General features: G+C 64.7%; 25 protein-coding genes and 1 pseudogene. 15 read left to right on the top strand and 11 right to left on the bottom strand.

Annotated features, from left to right (window positions below; all coding sequences use genetic code 11):
• Positions 1–183 precede the first annotated feature (183 nt).
• Entirely contained in the window at positions 184–1,371 is a 1,188-nt protein-coding gene (locus ACPPVR_RS34785) for an MFS transporter (protein ID WP_426611033.1), read from the top strand.
• On the opposite strand, the gene ACPPVR_RS34780 is transcribed toward ACPPVR_RS34785, so the two are convergent.
• Positions 1,368–1,775, bottom strand: a complete 408-nt coding sequence (locus ACPPVR_RS34780; RefSeq protein ID WP_426611032.1) for a DUF4864 domain-containing protein — start codon at positions 1,773–1,775, stop codon at positions 1,368–1,370. The two genes, ACPPVR_RS34785 and ACPPVR_RS34780, sit on opposite strands and share 4 nt — an antisense overlap.
• 67 nt (positions 1,776–1,842) lie before the next feature.
• Positions 1,843–2,481: a TetR/AcrR family transcriptional regulator gene (locus tag ACPPVR_RS34775; protein ID WP_426616242.1), complete on the bottom strand. Its 639-nt coding sequence runs from the start codon at positions 2,479–2,481 to the stop codon at positions 1,843–1,845.
• A gap of 241 nt (positions 2,482–2,722) precedes the next feature.
• Here ACPPVR_RS34775 and ACPPVR_RS34770 point away from each other — a divergent pair, with 241 nt between their 5' ends.
• From ACPPVR_RS34770 to ACPPVR_RS34760, 3 genes are read left to right on the top strand one after another with little or no spacing between them, the layout of a single operon-like run.
• Positions 2,723–3,223, top strand: a complete 501-nt coding sequence (locus ACPPVR_RS34770; protein WP_426611031.1) for a (2Fe-2S)-binding protein — start codon at positions 2,723–2,725, stop codon at positions 3,221–3,223.
• Positions 3,220–4,275, top strand: a complete 1,056-nt coding sequence (locus ACPPVR_RS34765) for an FAD binding domain-containing protein (protein WP_426611030.1) — start codon at positions 3,220–3,222, stop codon at positions 4,273–4,275. The genes ACPPVR_RS34770 and ACPPVR_RS34765 overlap by 4 nt, the downstream gene beginning before the upstream one ends.
• Positions 4,268–6,529, top strand: coding sequence for a xanthine dehydrogenase family protein molybdopterin-binding subunit (locus ACPPVR_RS34760; RefSeq protein WP_426611029.1), 2,262 nt, complete (start codon positions 4,268–4,270; stop codon positions 6,527–6,529). The genes ACPPVR_RS34765 and ACPPVR_RS34760 overlap by 8 nt, the downstream gene beginning before the upstream one ends.
• A gap of 13 nt (positions 6,530–6,542) precedes the next feature.
• On the opposite strand, the gene ACPPVR_RS34755 is transcribed toward ACPPVR_RS34760, so the two are convergent.
• From ACPPVR_RS34755 to ACPPVR_RS34745, 3 genes are all read right to left on the bottom strand, one after another.
• Positions 6,543–8,111 (bottom strand): caspase family protein, encoded by a 1,569-nt coding sequence (locus ACPPVR_RS34755; protein ID WP_426611028.1) that lies wholly within the window; start codon positions 8,109–8,111, stop codon positions 6,543–6,545.
• A gap of 104 nt (positions 8,112–8,215) precedes the next feature.
• A complete protein-coding gene (locus tag ACPPVR_RS34750; RefSeq protein WP_426611027.1) occupies positions 8,216–8,368 on the bottom strand; it encodes a hypothetical protein in 153 nt (50 codons plus the stop codon).
• A gap of 117 nt (positions 8,369–8,485) precedes the next feature.
• Entirely contained in the window at positions 8,486–9,034 is a 549-nt protein-coding gene (locus tag ACPPVR_RS34745; RefSeq protein ID WP_426611026.1) for a cupin domain-containing protein, read from the bottom strand.
• Between the two features lie 149 nt (positions 9,035–9,183).
• Between ACPPVR_RS34745 and ACPPVR_RS34740 the strand changes: the two genes are divergently transcribed.
• Complete coding sequence (locus tag ACPPVR_RS34740) at positions 9,184–10,512, top strand: aspartate aminotransferase family protein (protein ID WP_426611025.1); 1,329 nt, start codon at positions 9,184–9,186, stop codon at positions 10,510–10,512.
• A gap of 71 nt (positions 10,513–10,583) precedes the next feature.
• Complete coding sequence (locus ACPPVR_RS34735) at positions 10,584–11,849, top strand: D-amino acid dehydrogenase (protein WP_426611024.1); 1,266 nt, start codon at positions 10,584–10,586, stop codon at positions 11,847–11,849.
• A 289-nt stretch (positions 11,850–12,138) separates the two neighbouring features.
• Here the strand turns inward: ACPPVR_RS34735 and ACPPVR_RS34730 are convergent, their stop codons facing one another.
• Positions 12,139–12,789, bottom strand: a complete 651-nt coding sequence (locus tag ACPPVR_RS34730; protein WP_426611023.1) for a helix-turn-helix domain-containing protein — start codon at positions 12,787–12,789, stop codon at positions 12,139–12,141.
• A gap of 180 nt (positions 12,790–12,969) precedes the next feature.
• On the opposite strand from ACPPVR_RS34730, the gene ACPPVR_RS34725 reads away from it, so the two are divergent.
• Genes ACPPVR_RS34725 through ACPPVR_RS34710 form a run of 4 tightly spaced genes read left to right on the top strand, consistent with a single transcriptional unit; the run spans position 12,970 to position 16,434 of the window.
• Positions 12,970–13,728, top strand: a complete 759-nt coding sequence (locus ACPPVR_RS34725; protein ID WP_426611022.1) for an ABC transporter substrate-binding protein — start codon at positions 12,970–12,972, stop codon at positions 13,726–13,728.
• A 25-nt stretch (positions 13,729–13,753) separates the two neighbouring features.
• Positions 13,754–14,407: an amino acid ABC transporter permease gene (locus ACPPVR_RS34720; RefSeq protein ID WP_426611021.1), complete on the top strand. Its 654-nt coding sequence runs from the start codon at positions 13,754–13,756 to the stop codon at positions 14,405–14,407.
• Positions 14,404–15,135: an amino acid ABC transporter ATP-binding protein gene (locus ACPPVR_RS34715; RefSeq protein ID WP_426611020.1), complete on the top strand. Its 732-nt coding sequence runs from the start codon at positions 14,404–14,406 to the stop codon at positions 15,133–15,135. The genes ACPPVR_RS34720 and ACPPVR_RS34715 overlap by 4 nt, the downstream gene beginning before the upstream one ends.
• Before the next feature lie 12 nt (positions 15,136–15,147).
• Positions 15,148–16,434, top strand: a complete 1,287-nt coding sequence (locus tag ACPPVR_RS34710) for an NAD(P)/FAD-dependent oxidoreductase (RefSeq protein WP_426611019.1) — start codon at positions 15,148–15,150, stop codon at positions 16,432–16,434.
• On the opposite strand, the gene ACPPVR_RS34705 is transcribed toward ACPPVR_RS34710, so the two are convergent.
• The gene (locus tag ACPPVR_RS34705; RefSeq protein ID WP_426611018.1) at positions 16,431–18,020 is read right to left on the bottom strand and encodes a gamma-glutamyltransferase family protein; all 1,590 of its coding nucleotides are present in this window, start codon (positions 18,018–18,020) and stop codon (positions 16,431–16,433) included. The two genes, ACPPVR_RS34710 and ACPPVR_RS34705, sit on opposite strands and share 4 nt — an antisense overlap.
• An 87-nt stretch (positions 18,021–18,107) precedes the next feature.
• On the opposite strand from ACPPVR_RS34705, the gene ACPPVR_RS34700 reads away from it, so the two are divergent.
• Complete coding sequence (locus tag ACPPVR_RS34700; RefSeq protein WP_426611017.1) at positions 18,108–18,881, top strand: enoyl-CoA hydratase-related protein; 774 nt, start codon at positions 18,108–18,110, stop codon at positions 18,879–18,881.
• Between the two features lie 21 nt (positions 18,882–18,902).
• Here ACPPVR_RS34700 and ACPPVR_RS34695 read toward each other — a convergent pair whose 3' ends face one another.
• Both ACPPVR_RS34695 and ACPPVR_RS34690 read right to left on the bottom strand, forming a co-directional pair.
• Positions 18,903–19,079: a hypothetical protein gene (locus tag ACPPVR_RS34695; RefSeq protein WP_426611016.1), complete on the bottom strand. Its 177-nt coding sequence runs from the start codon at positions 19,077–19,079 to the stop codon at positions 18,903–18,905.
• A gap of 9 nt (positions 19,080–19,088) precedes the next feature.
• Positions 19,089–19,322, bottom strand: coding sequence for a DUF6894 family protein (locus ACPPVR_RS34690; RefSeq protein WP_426611015.1), 234 nt, complete (start codon positions 19,320–19,322; stop codon positions 19,089–19,091).
• Between the two features lie 207 nt (positions 19,323–19,529).
• On the opposite strand from ACPPVR_RS34690, the gene ACPPVR_RS34685 reads away from it, so the two are divergent.
• From ACPPVR_RS34685 to ACPPVR_RS34670, 4 genes and pseudogenes are all read left to right on the top strand, one after another.
• Entirely contained in the window at positions 19,530–21,605 is a 2,076-nt protein-coding gene (locus ACPPVR_RS34685) for a PQQ-dependent sugar dehydrogenase (protein WP_426611014.1), read from the top strand.
• Complete coding sequence (locus ACPPVR_RS34680) at positions 21,562–22,503, top strand: SMP-30/gluconolactonase/LRE family protein (RefSeq protein WP_426611013.1); 942 nt, start codon at positions 21,562–21,564, stop codon at positions 22,501–22,503. The genes ACPPVR_RS34685 and ACPPVR_RS34680 overlap by 44 nt, the downstream gene beginning before the upstream one ends.
• 128 nt (positions 22,504–22,631) lie before the next feature.
• Positions 22,632–23,657, top strand: a complete 1,026-nt coding sequence (locus ACPPVR_RS34675; protein ID WP_426611012.1) for a histone deacetylase family protein — start codon at positions 22,632–22,634, stop codon at positions 23,655–23,657.
• 122 nt (positions 23,658–23,779) lie between these two features.
• Positions 23,780–24,280: pseudogene (locus ACPPVR_RS34670) on the top strand (ABC transporter ATP-binding protein); the annotation flags it as partial.
• Positions 24,281–24,282: 2 nt separating this feature from the next.
• On the opposite strand, the gene ACPPVR_RS34665 reads toward ACPPVR_RS34670, so the two are convergent.
• Positions 24,283–25,263, bottom strand: a complete 981-nt coding sequence (locus ACPPVR_RS34665; protein ID WP_426611011.1) for an LLM class flavin-dependent oxidoreductase — start codon at positions 25,261–25,263, stop codon at positions 24,283–24,285.
• Positions 25,260–25,991 carry a 4'-phosphopantetheinyl transferase family protein gene (locus tag ACPPVR_RS34660; protein ID WP_426611010.1) on the bottom strand — a complete coding sequence of 244 codons (732 nt, stop codon included), beginning with the start codon at positions 25,989–25,991 and terminating at the stop codon, positions 25,260–25,262. Before ACPPVR_RS34660 ends, ACPPVR_RS34665 begins: the two co-directional genes overlap by 4 nt.
• Between the last annotated feature and the right edge of the window lie 181 nt (positions 25,992–26,172).

The raw sequence follows: 26,172 nt of genomic DNA, 5'->3' as shown, positions 1-26,172 counted from the left end.
GTAAACTAATGGCAAACCGTGCATCCGCCAAGCTCCTTCTTACCGCAGCGCACCGCGCATGCCCAATATCGCGGCACGATGCTTGACCATGAGGCCATCAGCGAACATGGTCCCGCCGTGCACGCACCAAATCACCCAGGACAAAGACCAGCTTCCTTCACCCCTGACTCCCGTCAGGCCTGGGTGCGGCTCGTCATTGCGCTGATGATCGGCTCGATCGGCGCCGTCGGCATGTGGGCGGTCGTGGTCGTGATCCCGGTGGTGCAGACCGAGTTCGCCGCGACACGTGGTGCGGTGTCGCTCGCCTTCACCCTGATGATGTTCGGCTTCGGCCTCGGCGGCGTGATCGCCGGCAAGATCACCGACCGCTTCGGTATCGTGCAGGCGATGGCGATCAGCATTGCGTTCCTTGGCATCGCCAATTTGCTGGCGGGATTGTCGACGCAGCTTTGGCAGTTCGTCGCGGCCTACTTTCTGATCGGCCTCGGCACCTCGGCGACCTTTGCGCCGCTGATGGCTGAGGCCTCGCACTGGTTCGAGCGCTATCGCGGGCTTGCTGTGACCATCGTCGCGAGCGGCAACTACGTCGCCGGCACGATATGGCCGCCGGTCGTGAGTTTTGGCATGCAGACAATCGGCTGGCGCACCACGCACATCGGCATCGGCATCGTCTGCGCCAGCCTGATGACGATCCTGGTGCTGGTCCTGCGTTCGCAGATGGGCGACGACAAGGTTCGCAATCACGCCAACGCGCCGCCGCCGCGGGTCGACCTCAAGCTCTCGACCAACACGCTGACGGTGCTGCTCTCGATCGCATCCATTGCCTGCTGCGTGGCGATGGCGATGCCGCAGGTGCATATCGTCGCCTATTGCGGCGACCTCGGATTTGGCGTGGCGCGTGGCGCGGAGATGCTGTCGTTGATGATGGCCTGCGGTATCGTCAGCCGCATCGGCTCGGGCTATCTCGCCGACAAGATCGGCGGCATCCCGACGCTGCTGATCGGTTCGGTGGCCCAGGGTTTTGCACTGGTGTTCTATTTGTTCTTCGACAGCCTGACTTCGCTCTATCTGATCTCCGCGATGTTCGGCCTGTTCCAGGGCGGCATCGTGCCGAGCTACGCCATCATCGTGCGCGAGGCGATGCCGGCCAGCGAAGCCGCAACGCGTGTCGGCATCGTGATCTTTGCGTCCGTATTCGGCATGTCCTTCGGCGGCTGGGTCTCGGGCGTTATTTTCGACGCCACTGGCTCCTATGCCGCCGCCTTCGCCAACGGCGTGGTCTGGAACGCGGTCAATGTCGTCATCGTCCTGACACTGCTGATCCGCTCGCGGATGAATGCGACCAGGGCCGGACCGGGCTTTGCGACCTAAACAGCCTGGCCCGCCTTCAGCAGCGAGCAGCCGGTGATCTTGTAGCTGCCGTCGGCCTGCTGCTCGAGCGTATAGAGTGCTTCCCAGGCTTCGCCATTGGCATCGATGATGTGGACGCGCTGGGCGATCGAGCTGCCTTCGGTCTTGCTGTCGCCGAACTCAAAGCTCTTGTGCCGGTAGACCGGCGCGTAGCCGTTCTGCACCATCGACATAAAAATGTCGGGCGCCGGGAAGATCTGCCTGACCGCTGGTGCTGCGTAGGAATAGGCGGTCGCCGCATCGTCGTGGCCAAAGGCCTGCTCCTGGGCGCGAATGACGCCCTGTGCCGTTGTGACGTCGTCGGCGAATGCGGCGATCGGGCTGAAAGCGATACTGAGAGCGACGAGCAAGACTGCGACGCGCATGACAGGCTCCGCGTTGATAGGCCGGCGGCAGCGATCCTAGCACGACTTTGGGACAAAGCGGGATGCGCTATCGCTTCCGCTTTGCGGCCGTCTTTGCCGGCCTGGCCGCGCGTGCCTTCGTCTTGGTGCCCGGCTGCACGCGCAGTCCGTCCACGAACACGTCGAGCATCCGCAACACCGAGGATTGCCAGCCGGGCTGGTCGTGCATGTAACACATGCCGACCAAGGCCCGCAGCAGGTCCTCCGGGCTGACATCAGCGCGCATCTGGCCAGCCGCGACCGCACGATCGAGCAGGGAACCAATCGCCTTGGTCAGCCGGTCCATCGAGAACGCCGCGAGTTCCGACGAACTCTGGAACGTCAGCGCCAGCGCCGCCGACATGCCTTTTTTCGTGGCAACGAATTCGACATTGGAGCGCAGCCAGCGTCGCAACGCATCGACCGGATCCTTGGCGGTCTTCAATTGCTCGGCGAGTTCGCTGAGCTGCTCGACCTCGCGCCGGTACACCGCCTCGAACAGATCCTCGCGCGCGGGGAAATGCCGATAGAGCGTGCCGATGCCGACGCCGGCGCGTTTTGCCACGGCCTCCAGGCTCGCCTCCGGTCCGGCCGCGTTGAACACGGCCTTGGCCGCTTCGAGCACGCGCTCGCGATTGCGCACGGCATCGGCGCGGGGCTTTCGGGTCTGGTCTATGTGGTCGTCCATGCCGGTAATGTAGATCACGAATTGGTTAGATTGAACCCTTGCAGGGCTGCACCGCGTTGTCTGCGCACGGGCTTTTGACGAATTCCAAATATTTTCGGCCGGCCCTTGTTAAACGGAGGGTGCCTCCGTATCTTCGCTGAGGTGTCGGCCCGGATCTTGTCCGCGCGGCGCAAGATCGACGGTGGCCACGGAGGTGGCGCGCCGCGCGGTCGCTCATGTCCATATCTGATCGGAGCCTTATATGAACCACTCCATCAGCCTCACCGTGAACGGTGCGCAGCGCGAATTCGTCCTCGACGATCCGCGCGTGACGCTGCTCGATCTCCTGCGTGAGCGCCTCCATTTGACCGGAACCAAGAAGGGATGCGACCGCGGCCAATGCGGTGCCTGCACCATTCTCGTCGACGGCAAGCGCATCAATTCCTGCCTCGCGCTCGCCATCAGCCATGACGGTGCCAACATCCTCACCATCGAAGGCGTTGCGCGCGGCGACCAGCTTCACCCCGTCCAGGCCGCGTTCATCGCCCATGACGGTTTTCAGTGCGGTTTTTGTACGCCCGGCCAGATCATGAGCGCGATCGGCATGATGCATGAAGCCCAGGCCGGCAACGATCCCGAACGCATCCGCGAATGCATGAGCGGCAATCTCTGCCGCTGCGGCGCTTACGCCGGCATCGTCGATGCCGTGCTCGAGGCGCAGGCCGGCAGCATGGACGAATCCACTCAGAGGCGCTCTGCATGAAACAGTTCGATTACGTCAGGCCCGCCACGGTCGCCGAGGCCGTTGCCGCCGCGGCCCAGCCGGGCGCGGTCTATCTCGCCGCTGGCACCAATCTACTCGATCTGATGAAAGGCGGCGTCAGCCGTCCGGATCGCTTGGTCGATATCACGCATCTCGAAGGACTGGACGAGATCGAGCACCTCGCTGACGGGGCGTTGCGCATTGGCGCGCTGGTCAGCAACGCCGATCTTGCGCATGATATGGAGTTCGCGAAGTCCTATCCAGCCATTGCCGAAGCACTTCTCTCCGGCGCCTCCGCGCAACTTCGCAATGCCGCCACTGTGGGTGGCAATCTCCTGCAGCGGACCCGCTGCGCGTATTTCTACGACACCGCCAGCCGCTGCAACAAGCGCGAAGCCGGCAGCGGCTGCGACGCGCGCGACGGTGAGAACCGGACGCACGCCGTGCTCGGCTGGAGCGAGAGCTGCATCGCGACGAATCCGTCCGACTTCTGCGTGCCTCTGGTCGCGCTCGATGCCGTCGTGGAAATCGAAGGCAGGAGCGGCCGGCGCGAGATCGCGCTCGACGCGCTGCATCGCCTACCGGGCAACGCGCCCGAGCGCGACTCCGCTCTCGAACCCGGTGACCTCATCGTCGCGGTGCGTCTGCCGCCCGCGGCGCGTGGCTTTGCTGCACACGCGCGCTACCTGAAGGTTCGCGAGCGCACCTCCTATGCCTTTGCCGTCGTTTCGGCCGCGGCGGCGTTCCGGATCGAGGACGGCAAGATCAAGGAGGCGCGGCTGGCGCTTGGCGGTGTCGCCGCAAAGCCCTGGCGCACCCGCGCAGCAGAAGATGTTCTGAAAGATGTCTCGCCCACCGCGGACGCCTTCCAGGAGGCCGCCTGGCGCGCACTCACCGACGCAAAGCCGTCCGGGGACAACGCCTTCAAGATCGAGCTCGCACGCCGCATCGTCGTGCGCGCGCTGACGCTTGCCGCCGCCGGCACGCCCGCACGCCTGCCGGCGCTGCCGGCATCACCCTTTGCCTCGACGCCCGGAGCCATCCATGTCTGAGCTTAATCTCACCAGCGCTCCCGCTCATTTGCGGCACGGTTCGAGCATCGGCCAGCCGCTGACCCGCCGCGACGGCGTCCTCAAGGTCAAGGGGCAGGCGACCTACGCCGCCGACAACCATCCGCCCGGCATGCTGTTTGCCGTAATGGCGGTGTCCAGCATCGCGCGCGGCCGCGTGACCTCGCTCGATGTCGCCGCCGCCAAGCGCCATCCCGGCGTTGTCGATGTGATGACGTCGAGCCACAAGCCGCCGCTCGCGATCGATCCCGAGATCAAGACCAATCCGTTCGTGTTCCGGATGGAAGTGCTGCAGAGCGACGAGGTCCGCTACGCCAACCAGCCGATCGCTGTCGTGATTGCCGATACGCTTGAGGCAGCGACCGAAGGTGCTGTGTTGCTGGCACCACGTTATGAGACGCTGCCTGCGCTTGTTGGCCTGGATGCCGGCGAAAGTTTCGTGCCGGCGGTCGTCGGTGTCGGCAATCCTACGCAAAATCACCGCGGCGATGTCGAGGCAGGCCTTGCCTCCGCCGAGAAGCGAATCGAGGCCACCTACGAGACGCCGCCGCAATATCACAACGCCATGGAGCCGCATGCGATCGTCGCTCACTGGGACGGTGACAATCTCTCGGTCGACATGCCGACCCAGGGCTTGATGCTGTCGCTCGGGCGCATCGCCGAGCTGTTCGGCATTGCACCGGACAAGATCCATATCCGCAGCCCATTCCTCGGCGGCGGATTCGGCTCCAAGGGACTGATGGCCGGTCCGCCGGTGCTCGGGGTCATGGCCGCAAAGCTCGTCGGCAAGCCGGTCAAGCTGGTGCTGCGCCGCGAGCAGATGTATGGCCCGGTCGGCCATCGCGCGCCGACGCGCCAGCGGCTGCGCATCGGCACTGACGCCGAGGGTCGCCTGACCGCGCTCGATCACCATGCCAGAACCGTGTCGAGCACGTTCGACGATTTCTACGAGCCTGCTGCCGATGCCTCGCATACGCTCTATGCCAGTCCCGCGATCCGCACCTCGCATGATGCGGTGCGCGTCAATACCGGCACGCCTCTGTTCATGCGGGCGCCCGGTGAGGCGACCGGGTCGATCGCACTGGAAAGCGCGATCGACGAGATGGCCTGGGCCTGCGGCATCGATCCGCTCGCCTTCCGCTTGAAGAACTACGCGGAGGTCGAGCCGATCACGGGAAAGCCGTTTTCGTCAAAGGCGCTGCGCGCCTGCTACGAGCAGGGCGCGACGCGCTTCGGCTGGGCGAAGCGGCCGCTCCAGCCGCGGCAGATGCGTGACGATGCCGGCTTGCTGGTCGGCTGGGGCATGGGCACCGCGACCTTCCCTGCGCTGATGTTCCAGGCGCAAGCACGCGCGGTGGTTCGCCGCGACGGCTCCGGCGTGATGGAGATCGGCGCGCATGACATGGGGCAGGGCGCCTGGACGGCACTGGCCCAGATCGCGGCCGACGAACTCGGCCTCGATATCGACCGCGTCGAGTTCAAGGCCGGAACGTCCGACCTGCCCGATGCCGGCATCGCGGGTGGCTCGGCACACACCGCGACCGCCGGTGCTGCGATCCACAGCGCCGGTGCGGCCGTGGTCGCAAAACTTGCCGATCTTGCTACGAACGACGAACGCTCGCCGCTGTTCGGCGCCGGTAATGCCGGCGTGATTGCGCGCGATGGCAGGCTGATCCGGCGCGACGATGAGAGTCGCAGCGAAAGCTATGCCGAGATTCTCGCGCGCGCCGGCGTCGCCGAAGTCGAGGCGCGCGGCACTGGTGCGCCGAACCCCGCGGCGATGGAGGAATACGCGATGCACGCGCATGGCGCGGTGTTCGCCGAAGTGAAGGTCGATCCCGAGCTCGGCCAGATCCGCGTCACCCGTATGGTCGGTGCCTTCGCGGCGGGGCGCATCGTCAACCCGCATCTGGTGAAGAGCCAGCTGTTCGGCGGCATGATCTGGGGCATGTCGTTCGCGCTGCACGAGGAGGCCATCACCGACCGCCGCAGCGGCCGGATCATGAATGCCAATCTCGGCGAATACCACATCCCCGTGAATGCCGACGTGCCGCCGCTCGACGTCATCACGGTCGAGGAGCACGATCCGCATGTGAATGCGCTCGGCATCAAGGGCGTCGGCGAGATCGGCATCACCGGCAGCGCGGGCGCAGTCGCAAATGCGGTCTGGCATGCGACCGGCGTGCGGGTGCGCCGTTTTCCGATCCGGATCGAGGAATTGCTGACGCAGCTGTGACGGCTCTGCGCCGCTAGCGACGCATGTCGCGCAGGTTCTGCCGGGCGAGCGCGTAACCCTGCGCGGCCGATCTCTCGAACAATTCCCGGGCGAGCCGCGTGTTGCGCGGCACGCCTTGGGCCTCGTTGTACATCGAGCCAAGGCTGTTCAAGGCGGAGTCGTCGTTCAGCGCAGCCCCCTGCTCGAACAGACGGCGCGCCTCTGCATAATCGCGCTCGACACAGCGGCCCCGCATGTAGAGCAGGCCGAGATTGTTCATCGCCGCCCCAACGCCGGCCTTGACCGCAGCCTCGTTGAGCCTGATCGCTTCCGGGCAATTCCTGGCGTTGCCCTCTCCGAAGGCGTAGAGCCAGCCGAGCTCCAGCATCCCGAGGGGATCGCCCGCGTCAGATGCCTTCTTGTACCAGCGCGCGGCCTCGGCGTTGTCCTTCTTGACGCCTTCGCCGGTGGCGTAAAGCACGCCGATGTTATGCATCGCTGTCGGATAGCCCGCGGCTGCAGCCTTCTCGTACAGACGAAGCGCTTCCGAATAGTCTTTGCGGGCGGTGGCGGCTCGGCCGGCCTGGTAGGCGAGCCGTGCGACGTCCGGGTAGCGTTGCATGGCGTCATTGCAGGCGGCGGTCGCTTCAGCCGCCTTGATCTTCTCGAATGCTACGCCCGGCTCGCCCTCTGCACCGAGCGCGTCAGACGGCATTCCTGCCAGGCGATCGCAGTCGGTAACGAGATCGCGACGTGACGTCGCGTCTGACGGTCGTGCCGGCGACACATCTGTCGGCGGCGTCAGCGCCGCCTGCATCGGCGCAGGCGGCACAGGTTTGCCGGCGAAGTAGAAGCTGGTCGCGATCGGAGACGACGCAACCCATGGCAATTGCTGGCCGTGAGTGGCCTTCTCCACCGCCAATCCCATCTCGTTGAAAGTCCTGAACAGCCCGTGACCCTGTTGCTGCATGGCGTCGGCCAGCGCGCGCGTATAGGGGCTGTGGCCGTTGTCGCCGTCGAGCGCCACGCTGCGTGGCTGTGTGGCGAATGAAATGAGCGTGCCCGGCGGGGCCTGCATCTGGGCCAGTCCGCCGGCATCGCCGCGAAGGCCCTGGCCGCTGAACGGATTGTTGCGGCAGGCATCGAGCAGCATCAGGTTGATCTTGGCGCCGGATTTCTCCATCTGATCGAGCACGCCGGCAAGGCCCACCGCCTGCACGAACACATCGCCCTCATCCGCCGGATGGGCGTCGACGGGTACGATGTAGTTGAGGCCGTGCGTTTCAACGCCGTGACCGGCAAAGTAGAACAGCGCCACGTCAGCGCCGATCAACTCCTGGCTGAAGGCTTGCAACGCGCGGTCGAAGCCCGCCTTGTCGAGATCGACCTGCGCGGCGCCGCCGACCACGAAGAAGCCGAGCGAGAGCAGCGTATCCGACATCAGACGGGCGTCGGCCGCCGAGTTAGGCAGCCTGGCAACCGTCTGGTAGGCCGAATTGCCGATCACCAGCGCGACGCGCTTCTCGGCCTGCGCCGCGGTCGCGATGCATGCCAGCAGCGCTGCGCCGATCAGGCGCGCCACGAGGCCAATGCGGCTCGCCATGGTGATGCACTCCGCGAAACGGGACGTCCTGGATCTTGGTCGTCCGCTGCGGCGCTTCGGTTCAGGTGGTCGGGAGCGCGCCTAGTGTCGCTCTGGTAACCGGATTAATTCATCATCCGGCGAAGAGCCTTGATCTGCTCTCTCTGCTCTTCGATGTATTTTTCGATAGCCTTGCGCAGCTCCCGTGAATGGAGCCTGCTGGTATCGCGCTGAACTTCGTCGAGCGCGGCTTCTGCATTGGCAAGCGTGGTCTTCATGGCGAGCTCTGGCTACGGCTCGCAAGATATAGAGGATCGGCCGGCGGAAATTGAGATGGATCAAGCTCCGTAAGACACCGGTGGACTCCGTAAGATCCCGGATAATTATGATGCGTTTCAAAACGTCGGCGGCGTGCAGGCCGAGATCACTTCGCACGGCTTGCCGCCGACGCAGCGGAAGCGATGCGGGCGGCGGCTCTCGAAATAATAGGCATCGCCGGGATTGAGGATGCGGCGTTCGTCCTCGACGGTGACCTCGAGTTTGCCTGAGATCACGATGCCGCCTTCCTCGCCGTCATGGACGAGGTGAACGCGCCCGGTGTCGCTGCCGGGCTCGTAGCGCTCTTTCAGGATCTGCAAGTTGCGGCCGAACAGATTGTCGCCTACTTGCCGATACGAGATCGGCTTCTTGCCCACCTCGGTCAGCTCCTCTGAGCGGTAGAAGATCTTGCGTCGCGTCTCCGGCTCCAGCGCGAAGAACTCGGCGAGCCCCATCGGAATGCCGTCGAGGATGCGCTTGAGCGCACCCACCGACGGATTCATCTGGTTGGATTCGATCAGCGAAATCGTCGAATTGGTGACGCCGGCGCGCTTGGCGAGTTCCCGCTGCGACAGCTTCTGGCGCGCCCGGATGAATCGCAGCCGTCCACCGATGTCGACGCTCATGCCCCTGGTCCCTGTTGCGAGTGTTGCGGATCGCGCAAATATGGACCAGCAGCCCCAGTCAAATCAATGGCTTATGGGCGAGCAGAAAAGGACTTGTTGCGCCTTTGAAGCCGTGGCTCTGCTGTCAGGTCAGCAAAGGAGCGTGGCCCGTGACCCTTCATCAGATTCCGAACACCATCAAGACCGATTCGTTCTGGATGCCGTTCACGGCTAACCGGCAGTTCAAGAAGGCGCCGCGGCTGTTCTCCTCGGCCGAGGGCATGCACTACACAACAGTCGACGGCCGCAAGGTGATCGACGGCTCCGCCGGCCTCTGGTGCGTCAATGCCGGCCACGGCCGCAAGCAGATCGCCGCTGCGGTCGAGCGGCAGCTGATGACGCTGGACTTCGCGCCGTCGTTCCAGATGGGCCACCCGCTGGCGTTCGACTTCGCCGAGCGCCTCGCCGAGATCGCGCCGAAGGGCCTCGACCGTATCTTCTTCACCAATTCCGGGTCCGAGTCGGTCGACACCGCGCTGAAGATCGCGCTGGCCTATCATCGTGCCAACGGACAGGCGAGCCGCACCCGCCTGATCGGCCGCGAGCGTGGCTATCACGGCGTCGGCTTCGGCGGCATGTCGGTCGGCGGCATGGTCGCCAACCGCCGCGCCTTTGCAACGCATCTGCCGGGCGTCGACCATATCCGTCACACCCATGATCTCGGCCGCAACGCCTTCGCCAAGGATCAGCCCGAGCATGGCGCCGAGCTCGCCGACGATCTCGAGCGTCTGGTCGGCCTGCATGGCGCCGACACGATCGCTGCCGTCATCGTCGAGCCGGTGCCGGGTTCGACTGCGGTGCTGCCGCCGCCGAAGGGCTATCTCAAGCGCCTGCGCGAGATCTGCGACAAGCACGGCATTCTGCTGATCTTCGACGAGGTCATCACCGGCTTCGGCCGCCTCGGTACGCCGTTCGCCGCCGACTTCTTCGGCGTCACGCCGGACCTGATGACGACCGCCAAGGGTATCACCAACGGCACCATTCCCTGCGGCGCGGTGTTCGCGAGCCGCAAGGTTCACGACGGCCTGATGGTCGGTCCGGAGAACCAGATGGAGCTGTTCCACGGCTACACCTATTCGGCGCATCCGACGGCCTGCGCCGCCGGCATCGCGACGCTCGACATCTACAAGGACGAGGGCCTGCTCACGCGCGGTGCGTCGATCGCTGAGTACTGGGGCGATGCGTTGCATTCGCTGAAGGGCCTGCCGAACGTCGTCGATATCCGCAATTGCGGCCTGATGGGCGCGGTCGAGCTGTCGTCGCGTGATGGTACGGTCGGTGCGCGCGGCTACGACGTCATGGTCGACTGCTTCAATCGCGGGCTATACTTCCGCATGAGCGGCGACTCCTTCGCGCTGTCGCCCCCCCTTATCGTCGAGAAGAGCCACATCGACGACATCGTGTCGATCCTGGGCGACGCCATCAAGCGGGTGGCCTGATAATTGCTCTCGCCGTTGCGAGAGTTTCTTCTTGCAGCGGCGAACGTGATGCCGCGGGAGTTTGACGAAGCGTGAAAGTTCTGATCCTCGGCAGCGGTGTCATCGGTGTCACCTCCGCCTACTACCTCGCGCGCGCCGGTCATGAGGTGACGGTCGTCGACCGTCAGCCCGAGCCGGCGCTGGAGACCTCTTTCGCCAATGCCGGCGAGGTGTCGCCCGGCTATTCCTCGCCCTGGGCCGGCCCCGGCGTGCCGGTGAAGGCGATCAAGTGGCTTCTGATGAAGCACGGCCCGCTGGTGATCCGGCCGAAGCTCGATCCGGTGATGTGGGTCTGGCTGCTCAAGATGCTGCGCAACTGCACCAGCGCGCGCTACGCGGTCAACAAGAGCCGGATGATTCCGATCGCGGAATATAGCCGCGATTGCCTGCGCGATCTGCGCCGAGATATCGGCATTCAATATGACGAGCGCTCGCAGGGCACGCTCCAGCTGTTTCGTTATCAGTCCCAGCTCGATGGTACGGGCGAAGACATCGCTGTGCTCAAGCAATATGGCGTTCCTTACGAGGTGCTGAGCCGCGAAGGCTGCATCGCCGTCGAGCCGGCGCTTGCCGGCGTGAAGGAGAAGTTCGCCGGCGGGCTTCGTCTGCCGCAGGACGAGACCGGCGACTGCCACATGTTCACGCAGGCGCTGGCCAAGCACGCCGAGGCGCTCGGCGTGCGCTTCATGTTCAACACCGGCATCGATCGCATCGTCACGGATGGCGCGCGCGTCAGCGGTGTCGCGACCAGCGCCGGAATGTTGCAGGCCGACGCCTATGTCCTCGCACTCGGAAGCTGGTCGTCGCGGCTGGTTGCGCCGCTCGGCATTTCCCTGCCGGTCTATCCGGTGAAGGGCTATTCCATCACGGTGCCGATCAAGGACGCCTCCGGCGCGCCGGAATCGACCGTGATGGACGAGAGCTACAAGGTCGCGATCACGCGGCTCGGCAATCGCATCCGCGTCGGCGGCACCGCCGAAATCTCCGGCTTCTCGAGCAAGCTCTACGACGCGCGCCGCGCCACGCTCGATCACTCGCTGACCGATCTGTTCCCGCGCGGCGGCGATCTCTCGAAGGCAACATTCTGGAGCGGCCTGCGTCCGATGACGCCGGACGGCCCGCCGGTGATAGGCGCGACGCAATACGCCAACCTGCACCTCAACACCGGCCACGGCACGCTCGGCTGGACCATGTCCTGTGGTTCGGGGCGCGTGCTCGCGGACATGCTGTCGGGCAAGAAACCGGATGTCGATGTCAGCGCGCTGACGGTGGACCGGTACGAACATCGGTTCGGCTAAGACTCCATCCTCTCGTCATTGTGCGCGAAGCGAAGCAATCCAGGATCTCACCGCAGCGGCAGTCTGGATTGCGTCGCTGCGCTCGCAATGACGGTGTGGAAGCATCGCGTTGCCCACTCCATCACTGTCACCCTGAGGTGGCCGCTTCTTCAGCGGCCTTCGAAGGGCGACGGCCCGGCTGCATCGGGGCCGTGCATCCTTCGAGGCTCCCCTTGCGATGCGATCGCATCGCAAGCCTCGCACCTCAGGAAGACGGGACTGGGAGCGTGCTCGCGGAGGGACGAGAGAGCTAACCCGCGCCCGTCACGCAATTCACCCACAGCACCACGGCCTTCGCATCCTGCGCCGGATTGGAAAACCGGTGCGGCCGGCGGCTCGCAAACCGAAAGCTGTCGCCCGTTTTCAGCGACCATGTCTCGCTGTCCACCGTCAGCAGCATCTCGCCTTCGAGCACGAGACCGGCTTCTTCGCCGTCGTGCGTATAGAGCTCGTCTCCGGTCGAGCCGCCGGGCTCCAGATGCACCAGAAACAAATTGAGCTTGTTGTCGGCGCTCGCCGGGCTCAGCAATTGCTTCGACACGCCGGTGCGCCAGAGTTTCAGTTCGGGCCGCTGCAGCCCGCGCGTCACCACCTGATCGGATGCGCCATCGGCGCTTGGGCTCGCGCCGAACAGCGCGGCGATGCCGACGCCGAGCACGTCGGAGAGCGTTGCCAGCACGCGCAGCGAGGGGGACGACAGGCCGCGCTCGATCTGGCTGAGGAAGCCGATCGACAGCTCCGTGCGCGCCGCGACAGTTTCGAGCGAGAACTGCCTGACCCGCCGGAGATCGCGGATGCGGCGGCCGACGGCGATGTCCATTGCAGGCTCGGCGGGCTTCGCGATAGCCTTCTTGCCGTTCCCGGCCTTCTTGACCGCTTTTGCGGCGGCCGGTTTGCGCATTCTTTTGCCACCGCTCACGTCAAACCGCTTCCTTCATGTGCATGAAAACTTCTTGCATCGTCCGCAAAAGTGTGACCAAAATTTCATATTGGTGAAAATAGGCCGAAACGGCTCGGCCCGCAATGTGTGCGATCACGACATTGGCGAGCGCCGCATCGGCCGGACCCAAAGGGGGATGCGATGAAGCGTTTTGGTCTGGCCGCGGTCGCGGCAATCGCGATTGCTGTCGTGGCGCCGGCCACGGCGCAGCAGGTGCTGAAGGTCGGCTCGACGCCGACAGGCATTCCCTTTACCTTCCTCGACACCAAGACCAACACCATCCAGGGTATCATGGTCGATCTCATCACCGAAGTCGGCAAGGATGCCGGCTTCAACGTGCAGATCGAGCCGATGCAGTTCTCGGCGCTGATCCCGTCGTTGACCTCGAGCAAGATCGACGTCATTGCGGCTGCGATGTTTATCACCGCGCCGCGGAAAGAGGTCGTCGACTTCTCCGACCCGATCTACACCTATGGTGAAGGCCTCGTGGTGCCGAAGGCCGACACCAAGGCCTATGCCACGCAGGACGATCTGAAGGGTGAGACCGTCGGCGCCCAGGTCGGCACCGCTTTCGTCGACGCGCTGAAGAAGTCCGGCCTGTTCGCCGACGTCAAGGCTTACGACACCATCCCCGACATCCTGCGCGACGTGAACACCGGCCGCCTCAAGGCCGGCTACGCCGACTACCCGATCCTCGCCTACAATCTGAAGCAGGGCGGCTTCCCAGAGGTGCGTCTCGTCGACGGCTACAAGCCTGTCACCGTCGGCTCGGTCGGCATCGGCGTGCGCAAGGGCGAGACCGCACTGCTTGGCAAGATCAACGCCTCGCTTGCCAAGCTCAAAGCCAACGGCACCATCGACAAGATCCTCGACAAATGGGGCCTGAAGGCTCAGGGCTGATGAGAAGCTCATCGAAGGCTGGCCGATGAAAGGCTTCTGGCACGACGCCGTCGAGTTCTTCCCGATCCTGATGAGCGGCGTCGTGCTGACGATCGTCGTCACCATCGGCTCGCTGCTGCTCTCGACGGTGCTGGGCCTGGTCTGGGCGATGATGCGGGTCTCCGGCATCAAGGTGCTGTCGATGCTCAGCGCCAGCCTGATCAACGTGATCCGGGGCATCCCGATCATCGTGCTCCTGTTCTACCTCTATTTCGTAATGCCCGACCTCGGCGTCACGTTGTCGGCCTTGCAGGCTGCGATCCTCGGGCTCGGCATCGCCTATTCGGCTTATCAGGCCGAAAATTTCCGCGCCGGCATCGAGGCAATCGACAAGGGCCAGATCGAGGCGGCGCAGTCGATCGGCATGGGCTGGTGGCTGACCATGCGCCGTGTGGTGCTGCCACAGGCAGTGCGGATTGTGCTGCCGCCCTACGGCAACGTCATGATCATGATGCTGAAAGATTCCTCGCAAGCCTCGACCATCACGGTCGCCGAGCTCGCGCTTCAAGGCAAGCTGATCGCGTCCTCGACCTTCAAGAACACCAACGTGTTCACGATGGTGGCGCTGATGTATCTCACCATGAGCATTCCGCTGATCCTGCTGGTCCGCCACTTCGAGAAGCGGGCGGGCAAGAAATGATCGAGCTCACCGACGTCCACAAGAGCTTTGGCCAGAACGAGGTGCTCAAGGGCATCACGGCCTCGGTCGAGAAGGGCGAGGTGGTCTGCATCATCGGCCCCTCCGGTTCGGGCAAGTCCACCATCCTGCGCTGCATTAACGGGCTCGAAAGCTACGACCGCGGCGAGATCAGCGTCGAGGGCTTGAAGGTCGATCGCGATGCGACTTCGATCGTGAAAGTCCGCACTCAGGTCTCGATGGTGTTCCAGCGCTTCAACCTGTTCCCGCATCGAACGGTGCTTGAGAACGTCGTCGAGGGGCCGCTTTATGTGAAGAAGGAGCAGCGTGCGCAGGCGCTCGATCGCGGCCGCGCGCTGCTTGTGCAAGTGGGTTTGGCCGAAAAGGCCGACGCGCATCCGCCGCAGCTCTCCGGTGGCCAGCAGCAGCGTGTCGCCATCGCGCGCGCACTTGCGATGCAGCCCAAGGCGATTCTGTTTGACGAACCGACCTCGGCGCTGGATCCCGAACTCGTCGGCGACGTCCTCGGCGTGATGCGCAAGCTTGCCGACGACGGCATGACCATGGTCGTTGTCACCCACGAGATGGGCTTTGCCCGCGACGTCGCCGACCGCGTGCTGTTCATCGATGGCGGCGTCATCGTCGAGCAAGGGCCGGCCAAGGCGCTGCTCAATCAACCCCAGCATCCGCGCACGCAGGACTTTTTGCGCCGCGTGCTGCATCCGCTCTGATCGGTCTAAGCCATGACGACGCGCCTGCCTTTGCCGCCCTCGCTCTATGCCGATACTGCCGTTGCGCCGGTCGCGACGCCGCCGCTCGACGCCGACAGCAGCGTTTCCGTCGCGATTATCGGCGGCGGCTATACCGGCCTGTCCACCGCGCTGCATCTGGCGGAGCAGGGTGTCGAGGCACTGGTGCTGGAAGCGCAGGAGCCGGGCTGGGGCGCGTCGGGCAACAATGGCGGCCACACCAATCCCGGCTTGAAACACGATCCCGATCAGATCGAAGCGGACTTCGGTGCCGAGCTCGGTCGCCGCATGATTGACTTCTCCTACGGCACCCCAAATTTCACGCATGATTTGATCCGTCGCTACCAGATCCCTTGCGAGGCGCGTCAGAACGGCACGCTGCGGGCGGCCTACAACGAGGCCAGCGCCGCTGCGATCGAGGCAACTGCGCAGCAATGCATCCGCCGTGGCATGCCCGTGAGATACCTGAACCGCGAGCAGTTGCGCGAGATGACCGGCACCGACCGCTACATCGGCGCCATGCTCGACGCGCGCGGCGGCGATTTGCATCCGCTCAGCTATGCGCGCGGCCTGGCGCGCGCCGCGATCTCCGCGGGCGCGAAGGTGCATGGCGAGACGCCAGCGCTGTCGCTCCGTCGCGAGGGCGCGCGATGGCGCATCGAGACCCCGCGCGCCGTGGTGCATGCGGACAAAGTGCTGCTCGCCACCAACGGTTTCACTGACGATCTCTGGCCGGCACTCCGCCGTACCATCGTCCCGGTGTTCTCCTCGATCGCCGCCACCGCGCCGCTCTCGGACGAGGTCGCCCGCTCGATCATTCCGACGCGGCCCGTGCTCTATGAGAGCGGCCACATCACGGTCTATTACCGCATCGACCAGCACAATCGCCTGCTGATGGGCGGTCGCGGCCCGATGCGCTGGATCAAGTCGCCGACGGACGTCGCCTATCTCATGCGCTACGCCGAGCGGCTATGGCCGCAGCTCAAGGGCGTTGCCTGGACCCATGGCTGGAACAGCCGGCTCGCCATCACCAAGGACCATTATCCGCATGTGCACGAGCCGGAGGAGAGCGTCCTGATTTCGCTCGGCTGCAACGGCCGCGGCGTCGCGCTCTCCACCGCGATGGGCGCCCAGCTCGCGCGTCGCCTGATCGGCGGCGCCAAGGCGGAGATCGACATGCCGGTCACCGGCATCAAGCCGATCCCGATGCACGCATTCTGGCCGGTGGGCGTGACCACCGCGGTGATCGCCGGCCGAGTGCGCGACCGGCTGGGGATTTAGCTTTCCGCCACCGCATCGGCCCAGGGCTGAAAGATCTCGACCGCGCCCCAATTGACGTCGCCGTCGCGCATCACCACGCTCGGGCAGGCGAACTTCATGGGCAGGGTCTGCACCGGTGTTTCCTTGTAGTCGAAGCGAGCGGCGAGAGCCTTGCGTGTATCCGCGGGCAGCCGCGTGTCGCCAACCACGACCGCGCCTTCGCTGCAATCGATGCGCGGCTGATGGATGGCGGCATCGAGGTCCATGCCAAAATCCATCGCAAACGACACCAGCTGCATCACCGAAGGCAGGATGCGGCGGCCGCCGGAGGCACCGACCGCGAGGCGCTTGCCGTCCTTGGTCTCGGCGATGACCGGCGTGTAGTTGGTGAGGCAGCGCTTGCCGGGAGCGAGCGAGTTGGTGGCGCCCGGCTTCGGGTCGAACCACATGATGCCGTTGTTCATGGGAATGCCCGTGTGCGGCGTCACATATTTCGAGCCGAACGACGAGAGCAGCGTCTGCGTCACCGCGGCGATGTTGCCGTGGCGGTCGACGACGGAGAAATGCGTGGTGCAGGCGGGCGCCAGATGTTCGGCGCCGAGCGAGCGCTTGCCGTCGGCATCGCCCATGTCCTTGAGCCGCTCGCGATAGGCGGTTTGCAGGGCAGCGGCATATTCGGCGTAAGTAGCCGCATCCGGGGTGCCTGCCGGCTTCAAATTCTGCTGCAACAGGCGCAGCGCGTGCGCCATGGTTGGTCCGGCCGTGAGCTCCGGCGTCGCGAGCACCTTGCCGCCGCGGTAGGGAATCGCCAGCGGCTCGCGCAGATGTGCGCGGAAGGCGGCGAGATCCTCGACCGACAGCGAGCCGCCATCGGCCTTGATGTCGGATGCTATGCTCCTGGCGAGGTCGCCCTGGTAGAAATCGCGCGGACCGGCCTCGGCGAGGTGCAACAGCGTCGCCTTCAAGGTCTCCTGAGGCAGTCGCGTCTCGGCCGCGACGCTCCAGGGCGGGCTCGGAGGCAGGCCATCCTTCAAGAACATTGCCGCGCTGGCGGGATAACGCCGAAGATCTTCCGCCGAACCCGCGATCGTCAGCGTGGTCCACCAGTCGGCCAGCAGGCCCTCGCCTGCGATCTTCGCAGCCGGCTCGACCAGGTCTTTCCACTGCATCCTGGCGTGGCGACGGTGTGCCTCCTCCATGCCAGCGACGACACCGGGCACCGCGATCGCGCCGGGACCGTGAACGTTGCGATCGTCCTTCACCCGCGGCCACGGAAACAGGTCGGCGGCGACGCGTTCTCCCGTGATGGGATAATCGGCGGCGCGCACGCTTTGCGGCGCGCACATGCCGTAGTCGATCACCTCGTAGCGATTTTCCTTGGCGCGGTAGAGCACCATCGCGCCGCCGCCGCCGATGCCGCTGTTCCAGGGCTCCAGCACGTTCAGCGCGAAGGTGGTCGCAACGATCGCGTCGACGCAATCGCCGCCCGCCGCCAGCACTTGCGCGCCCACCTCGGCCGCCAGCCGCGACTGCGCAGCGACGATGCCGCCCTTGGATTTAACGGCGGGTTTGCGGATGGTTTGGTTGAGGCTGAACTGGTGAGGCATGATGTCGTCTTGTGTTTGTCTTGGTTGGCGAAGCGCAGGGACAATGGCACATTGCCAACAACGAGAACATCCGCAGGGAGGAACGACATGGCAGGTGTGAGACAGGCGCGGGATGGCGCGGTCGGGATTTTGACGCTCGACGAGCCGGCAAGCCTGAACGCGATGACGCCGGACCTGCTCGGCGCGCTCGCCGCTGCAATTGCCGAGATGACTGGCGATGAGGGCGTTCGCGCCTTGATCCTGACCGGCGCGGGGCGCGGCTTCTGCTCGGGCCAGAACCTGAAGGCGTCTGGAGCGCTCGGCGAGGACATCGCGGCCGGCGTGATGCGGTTCTACTGGCCGGCCTTCAAGGCCCTGCGCGAATGTCGCCTGCCGGTCGTCGTTGCCGTCAATGGCGTCGCCGCCGGCGGTGGCTTCAGTCTCGCCATGGCCGGTGACATGATTGTTGCGGCGCGGTCTGCGAGCTTCATTCAGGTGTTCAGCCGCATTGCGCTGGTGCCCGATCTCGGCTCGACCTGGCTGCTGCCGCGGCTGGTCGGCCGGCAGCGCGCGCTCGAGCTCATGTTGCTGAACGAGCCGCTGACGGCCGAACGTGCCCAGGAGATCGGCCTGGTGCGGCAGGTCGTCGACGATGAGAGGCTGATGGAGGAAGCGTTGACGCTGGCGCGCCGTCTGGCTGAGGGGCCGACCCGCGCTCTGGTCGCGACCCGCGCATTGGTCGAGGAGAGCGAGCATACGAGCTACGAGGCGCAGTTCCGCCGCGAGATCGAGCTTCAGGCCGTGGTCCGCAAGGGCGCCGACGCCGTCGAAGGCCGCAATGCCTTCGTCGAGAAGCGCAAGGCGAAGTTCACGGGCAGATAGGGGAGAAGACCCAGGCCGCGCTCAGAGCGAGCGGTCCACCCGGCTGGCCTGATGCTTGGCGTGCCATTTTGGGCCAGGCCCGCGCATGTAGTGAAGTTCGGGGCGGTAGGGGTTGCCCGCGATCCGCACCAGCTTCTGCCATTTGGTGGCGACGAAGTTGAGGGGCTGGCAGAGCAGGCTCAGTGAAGCGAACAACACGGCATCACCTCAATGCGGCTTGCCGAGCATGGCGGTGAAGGGAAGATCGAAAATCTCCTCGCCGTCGTCATCGCTGATATGGATCACCCAGTCGCGCCAGTCCTCGGAGCCGGGCATCTGGATCATCGAGCTCATGATCTGGGCGGCGCGGTCGCGCGCCTCGGTCAGGTTGGCGACTGCCGTGCCGTAGCGATCGATCAGCGTGCCCTCGGCGTTGGAGCAGTGGAAATACATCTGAACCATACACGCCTCCTCTGGAAAGCGATTTGGACGGCATATCGATACCATCCGAAACAGTCGAAGAATATTCGGGCCGAACCCGGTAAGGGAATCTACGGAGATTGGTCGCTACCAAGGCCCCTGCCGGTTTGATCACAGGGGGGTGATGTTCAACTGGACGGCGCTTGAGCGGCATGGAACAACCTTCGACCGAAAGTCGCGGAGGTCGCTGTGAAGCAGCTCACATTTCAGAATGTAGGCCGAAGCTTGTGCGTAGGTGTCGTCGCCACCGCCGCTGTCTTGCTCGTCCTCTCTTCGGTGGCCTCGTCCGAGCCGGTCAGGAAAAGCGGCTATGCGATCGGTTCGGAAACCTGCGGCAGCGGCGATCTCGCCTTTCCCAAAATCCAGATCGACATGAAGGCCGGATTTTGCGCCGGCCTCATTGCTAGCGAAGAAGACCATCTCAAATTCCCGCGCTCGATCGTCCAGGTGCCCGGCCATGATCTCTTCGTGGTCGCCGACATGGGCCGCTGGGGTCATACCGATGGCAGGTTGCTGCTGCTCGATCCGCATGCGCCCCAAGGCCAGCGGTTCAAGGAGCTCCTGACTGCGATCGAATATCCGTTCGGCCTGGTGATCGGCCCGGACAAGAAGCTCTACGCCTCCACCGCCGAGACCATCTTCCGGTTCGACCCGCTCGCGGATAATCCGCGCGGCACGGTCGAGACCATCATCCGTCACATGCCGGGACGCCGCATCACGCTGCCTGACGGCACCAAGATCGACGAGAGCGTGCATCCGCTCAAGCAATTCGTCTTCGACAAAAACGGCCGGCTGTTCGTCAATGTCGGAGCCCACAGCGACGACTGCATCACGCCGGCGCCGATCACAAAGCCTTGCGCGGCGGCCGAAGGAGCTTCCGCCATGGCCGCGATCTGGCTGTTCACGCCGCCGTCAGGCGGTGTCTTCCCGGCATTGAATCCGAACGACTCCGATCTGCCGCACACCGTTTATGCGCGGGGCTTGCGCAATTCGATGGCGCTGGCGCTGCATCCGAATTTCCCGGATGCCGGCTACGCCTTCCTGCAAGGCGAGAATGGCCGCGACCTGCCCGATATCTTCAAGCCGAACGAGGAGATCAACGCGATCGAGCAGGGCAGGCACTATGGCTGGCCCTATTGCTACGATTTGTCGACGCCAAGCCCCGAGTTCAGGAGCGTGCTGCAATCCGGAGTCTACAAATCGCTCTGTACATCGAACGCACTCTACAAGGCGCCGCTCTCGCTGATGCCGCCGCACGGTGCGCCGCTCGCAATGCTTTACTATCACGGCGCCAAATTTCCTGAGCTCGAAGGCAAGCTGCTGGTCGGCCTGCACGGCTATCGCCCGACCGGCAGCCGCGTCCTCGTCTACGACGTCGACGACCACGGCTTCCCAAAGCCAAGCCCCGCGCCGGTGCGCTATCATGTCAGTTGCGCCGCCGATCCGACCCACAGTTTTCAGACCGACGCCGGCGAAGTCGCCGCTGCGCCGTTCGAGGAGCTGATTGCCGGCTGGCACCGCGTCAACGGCGCGCGGCCGCAAGGCGCCCCTGTCGGCATGACGGTCGCGGAGGATGGCGCGATCTGGCTGGTCGAGGACAAGAACCAGACGGTGATCCGCATCGATCGCGCCGCCGGCGATCCGCCGCCGCCTCTGCCCTGCGATACGCGCAGCCAGGCGCAGATCGACCAGCTCGCGGCCTTCGTCGCCAAAGATCCGCAAAACAAGATCCGGCTCACCGCGCTGCGCAAGGGCCTCGTCGAGAAGCACTGCCTCGGCTGCCATTCCGATTTCGGCCTGATGGCGGGTCAATCGGATGCGGACAAGGACGCGACCGTGCTGCGCTTCATGCTGTCTCAGGATGGCTGGATCTATCCCGGCGATCCCGAATCCGGGAGGTTGCGCACGCGGCTGCGCGGCATTGGTGCGGAGAAGCTGATGCCGCCCGGCGGCGAAAGCCTGCCGAAGACCGAGCCCGGTTACACGGGCCTGCTCATTACCGCGGACCTGCTGGTTGCGAAAATGGTTCCGGGAATGCGAATGCGCATCAAGCTCGGCCCGCCGCAGCGCAAATTCTTTAGCAAGGCGAACAAGGAATGCGGCGAAATACCGGCCGCCAAGGTCGTCGTCGTGACACAAAGGAACGCTGTAGACAAACCCGGCTTCAGTCGATTCTTCCGGCCGGCCGATCCCTATCTGAACGGCGAGTGCAGCGACGACGATGGCTATTACATCCGGCAGGAATTTCTGGTGCCTGTGCAGTAGCGTCTTTCTCGTCATCGCGACGGCGTCCGCGCAAGCGGAAACGAAACTGTTCGAAAGCGTGCAGGTGACGCCGCCCGGCGAATACACCTTCGGCATCGAAGGGCCGGCCGCCGATCTCGATGGCAATCTCTTCGTCGTCAATTTCGGCAAGCCCGGCACCATCGGCAGATTGCCCGCGGGCGGCACGGCTTCCGAGCCATTCACGGCGCTTCCCGAAGGGAGCATCGGCAATGCCATCCGCTTCGATCGCAGCGGCACCATGTTCATTGCCGACTACAAGAAGCACAACATCTTCGCGATCACGAAAGGCGGCACCGAGCCGGTGGTCTGGTTTCACTCTGACGAGATGAAGCAGCCCAACGACATCACCATCGCCCGCGACGGCACGATCTATGCGAGCGATCCGAACTGGAAGGGTCGGGAAGGCCACATCTGGCGCGTTGCCAAAGCCGCTGATGGCTCGGTGCAGGGACAGGTCATGATTGCGCCGCGCGCGATGGGCACGACCAACGGCATCGATCTCAGCCCCGACGGGAAGACGCTCTATGTAGGCGAGTCCAGCAACGGTCAGGTTTGGTCCTACGCGATCAACGGCAACGAACTTAGCGACGCAAAACTCGTCAAGACGTTCCAGCCCGATACCATCGACGGCCTGCGCACCGATATCACCGGCCGTCTCTACCTGGCGCGCATTCTCAAGGGCACGATCACGCTGATGAAGCCCAACGGCGCGGTCGAACGCGAGATCGTGCTGAAGGGCAAGGAGCCGACTAACCTTGCCTTCGGCGGCAGCGACGGCAAGACCGTCTTCGTCACGCAGCGCCGGGGCGGCTTCATCGAATCCTTCCGCACCGATCAGCAAGGCCGCGAGCACTGCCTCCAGCGCGGGCGCTGCTAGAGCATCGGAGACGGTCTGCTCCCCGCGCAGAACAGCGCGACAGGGGCGGCATTCTTCTTGCTTGCATCTGGCCGCCGCAGGGATTTAGACATCTGTGGGCATCGTCAAAGCGACCACGGAGTGTTTGAGTGAAAGCCGTCCATACCGAACTGCACCGCAGCCATGATCCGCAATTCTTCCTGGTTCGCGGTGTCGTCACGCGCACCACCGAGCAGCCCGAGCGCGCCGATCGTCTGCTGAAAGGTTTGAAGGACGGCAAGCATCAGCTGGTCGAGCCGACGACATTCGGGCAGGGCCCGCGCGCACGCATTCACAGCCCGGAATATCTGTCGTTCCTGAGCGAAGCCTGGGACGCCTGGAAAGCACTCGGCGATTCCGGCCCGGAGATGATCGGCAACATTCATCCCGTGCGTCACGCCGGGACATATCCCACTCACATCGTCGGCAAGCTCGGCTGGCACACCGCCGACACCGCGGCGCCGATCGGCCCCGGCACCTGGGCCGCGGCTTGTGCCGCGACCGACGTTGCGGTCACCGCGGCGCAGATGGTGATGGACGGCGAGGATGCGACTTACGCGCTCTGCCGTCCGCCCGGCCATCACGCCTATCGCGACATGGCCGGCGGCTTCTGCTTCCTCAACAACAGCGCGATCGCGGCGGCGCATCTTCGGCTCAAGCATGAGCGCGTGGTGATCCTCGACGTCGACGTCCATCACGGCAACGGCACGCAGGGCATTTTTTATGCGCGGCCTGATGTCTATACGGTGTCGATCCACGCCGACCCCGTTGCGTACTATCCCTACGTATGGGGTTATGCGCACGAGCGCGGCGAAGGCCCAGGCCTCGGCGCCAATCTCAACATTCCCCTGGCCATTGGCACCGGCGATGACGGCTACATCCAGGCGCTGGATGTCGCGCGCAAGGCGATCGAATCCTTCGCGCCTGGCGCCCTCGTCATCGCGCTCGGCCTGGACGCATCCGAGCACGATCCGCTGAAAGGCCTCGCCGTCACCACGCCAGGCTTCCGCCGCATCGGCCAGGCCATCGCGAAGATGGGCCTGCCGACCGTGTTCGTGCAGGAGGGCGGCTACCTCTCGGATATCCTCGGCGCCAACCTGACCTCGGTGCTGGCGGGGTTCGAAGAGGCGCGGTGATCTTCGTTGGGATTGGGCCGGGATGCCGGCCTAGTCCTTGAACAGTATCTGTTCCAGCAGATCGATCCGCCTGATCCGGATGCTGCTGCCGTCGATGGCGATGATGCGGCGGTTCTGGAAGCGGTCCGATGATGTACGGCCTTGCGAAGGCCGAGCGCAAACGTTCGGCCGACGCCATATTGAATCTTGTCGGGCTTTCCGGCTTCGAGACGGTTTACCCCGCGCAATTGCCCGGAGGCATGCAGCAGCGCGTCGAGATCGCGCGGGTCCTGATCAATCAGCCGCGGGTGCTGCTGATGGACGAACCCTTCAGCGCGCTCGATGCGCAGACGCGCGGCATGATGCAGGAGGTCCTGCTCGACATCTGGAGCAAGATTCCGACGACCACGGTATTCGTCACCCACGATATCGACGAGGCGCTGCTCCTCGCCGATCGCATCGTCGTCATGAGCGCGAGGCCGGGCCGCCTGATCGAGGATATCGTATTGCGGTTCGGACGGCCGCGAAGCCATGACCTCGTGACCGAACCCGAGTTCGTGCGCCTGAAGCGGCATGTCATGCAGCTCTTGCGACGACCGGAGGGGACAGAGCCGCTGGCGCGGCTTAGCCCGCTCGGCGCCTAATTTTAAAACATCCCGCTTGCAGCGAGTGCCTTGCAGACGTGCTGCATCTCGGCCTCGTCGGCGACCATGTCGAGCATGATCGTGGTCAGGCCCTTCGCGGCGAAATCTCTGAGTCTGGCGCCGATCTCGGCGTAGCTGCCGACGAGATAGGGGCAGTCGGCCTGGAAGGTCAGGAACGGCAGCAGCCAGTAGCCATTGCCCTGAAGCTCGCCGCTTTGCCCCTCATACAGCCGGCGCTTCCAGACGGAATCGCTGTTCTCCACGGTGAGCGCGAGCAGCTCGCGATCGTCGGGATTGTCGCGGAAGCGCGTCTTCGCCGCCTGCCGCGCCTCGTCGCCGCTCTCGCGCGCAAAAATGCCAAAATTCACTCCGGGCGCATTGAGGCCCCGATCGAGATCGGGCGGCAGCATCTGCATCTTGATGCAGCCGGTCTCCGCCGCCACGCGCTGCGCCGCGTCCGACTGGCCGGCGATCAGGAATTCCGGCATCAGCTCCGCCGGCAGGCGCGGCCGTAGCTGCAGATTGCTCGCGCGATAGAACCGGCCGTCGAGATTCACCGGCCGCGGGCTTGAGAGCAGAGCGCGCATCAGCGCGACGAACTCGCCAAGGCGGACATAGCGGTCGGCATGCGACTGCTCGTCGCCGAGCCCCTGCAAGTCGCTGACCGCGGTCCCCGTGATCATGTTGAGATAGATCTTGCGGCCATGGAGCTGAGCGAAGGACGAGACGAACTTCGCCGCCGTGAACGGATGCATGTAGACCGGATTGACCGCGATCAGCGGCGAGGATCGCGTCGTCGCCGCGATGATGTGCTGAGCCATGGCCCAGGGCTCGACGAACACGTCATTGCCTTCGAACAGCAGAATGCCTTCAAAGCCGTTGCGGTCGGCGAACTCTGCCACCCGCATCAGCTCGCCGATATATTTCTTGGGATCGCGGTTGCGTGAGATCGCGGGAAAGACGCGCAGCCGCGGGGACGTCATTCCGCCGCGTCCTGGAGCGGCCAGGCGTTGCGAGTGATGGGAAGGCCGCCGGCCGCGCGCGAGCCGTCGGCGATCGCCAGGCGGTGCGAGGGCGACGGCGAGCACAGCGAGAAGCGCCAACCTTCCGGATCGTCGGCGATATCGGGCTTGAAGCTGATCTCGATCGCCTCCCGCGACACCTGCATCGCGAACGCATCGAGCGGCAGATTGAGCCCAAAACCCCGGGCCTTCAGATAGGCCTCCTTCAGCGTCCAATAGTCGAAGAAGCGCTCGATCGCGGCGGGCTCCGGCAGTCCCCGCAGCGTTTCGACCTCTTCCGGCGCAAAGAAGCGAAGCGCCGTCGACAGCGGCGCGACACGCCGCGACACGGTCTCGACGTCGACGCCGACGGCCTCATGCTTGGACACGATGCAAGCGACGCAGCCGTCGGCATGGGACAGGCTGAAATGCAGCGCCGTCGAGGTCGCAGGCGCTGCGACAAAGGGTCGCCCGTAGCGGCCGGCTGCAAAGGACCAATCGGTGGGCGCGACATCAGGCTCGGCGTGCGAGAGCGCAAGGCGCAACATGGCGTGCGCGAAGATATATTGCCGCTGATGCCGCTCGAACATGAAGCGGTCGGCGCGCGCGAGTTCGTCGACCGAGAGCAAACGCCGGCACGCAGCGACCGCGCCAGGCGTGTCGATGCTCTCGATCAGTCCGACAAACAGTTCAATTCCGTCGTCTGCCATCAATTGAGCCCATAACGTCAGGCGGAGGCCAAATCCTGCCCTGACAGAAGAATCAACCGAACAGGAAGCCACTAAGCGAACCGCTTCTAGCGGTTCACCCAGGCAAATTCTTGTCGATTACTGGCCGGTTTACAGGCGCAAGCTTGTGCGAGACCCCAACTCGACAAGCGAGCGGCCCAAA

This window comes from Bradyrhizobium sp. McL0616, from assembly GCF_049993385.1.
Lineage (GTDB): Bacteria > Pseudomonadota > Alphaproteobacteria > Rhizobiales > Xanthobacteraceae > Bradyrhizobium.
The sequence above is the reverse complement of the archived record's forward strand: the minus strand, read 5'-3'. Positions and strand labels throughout refer to the sequence as shown.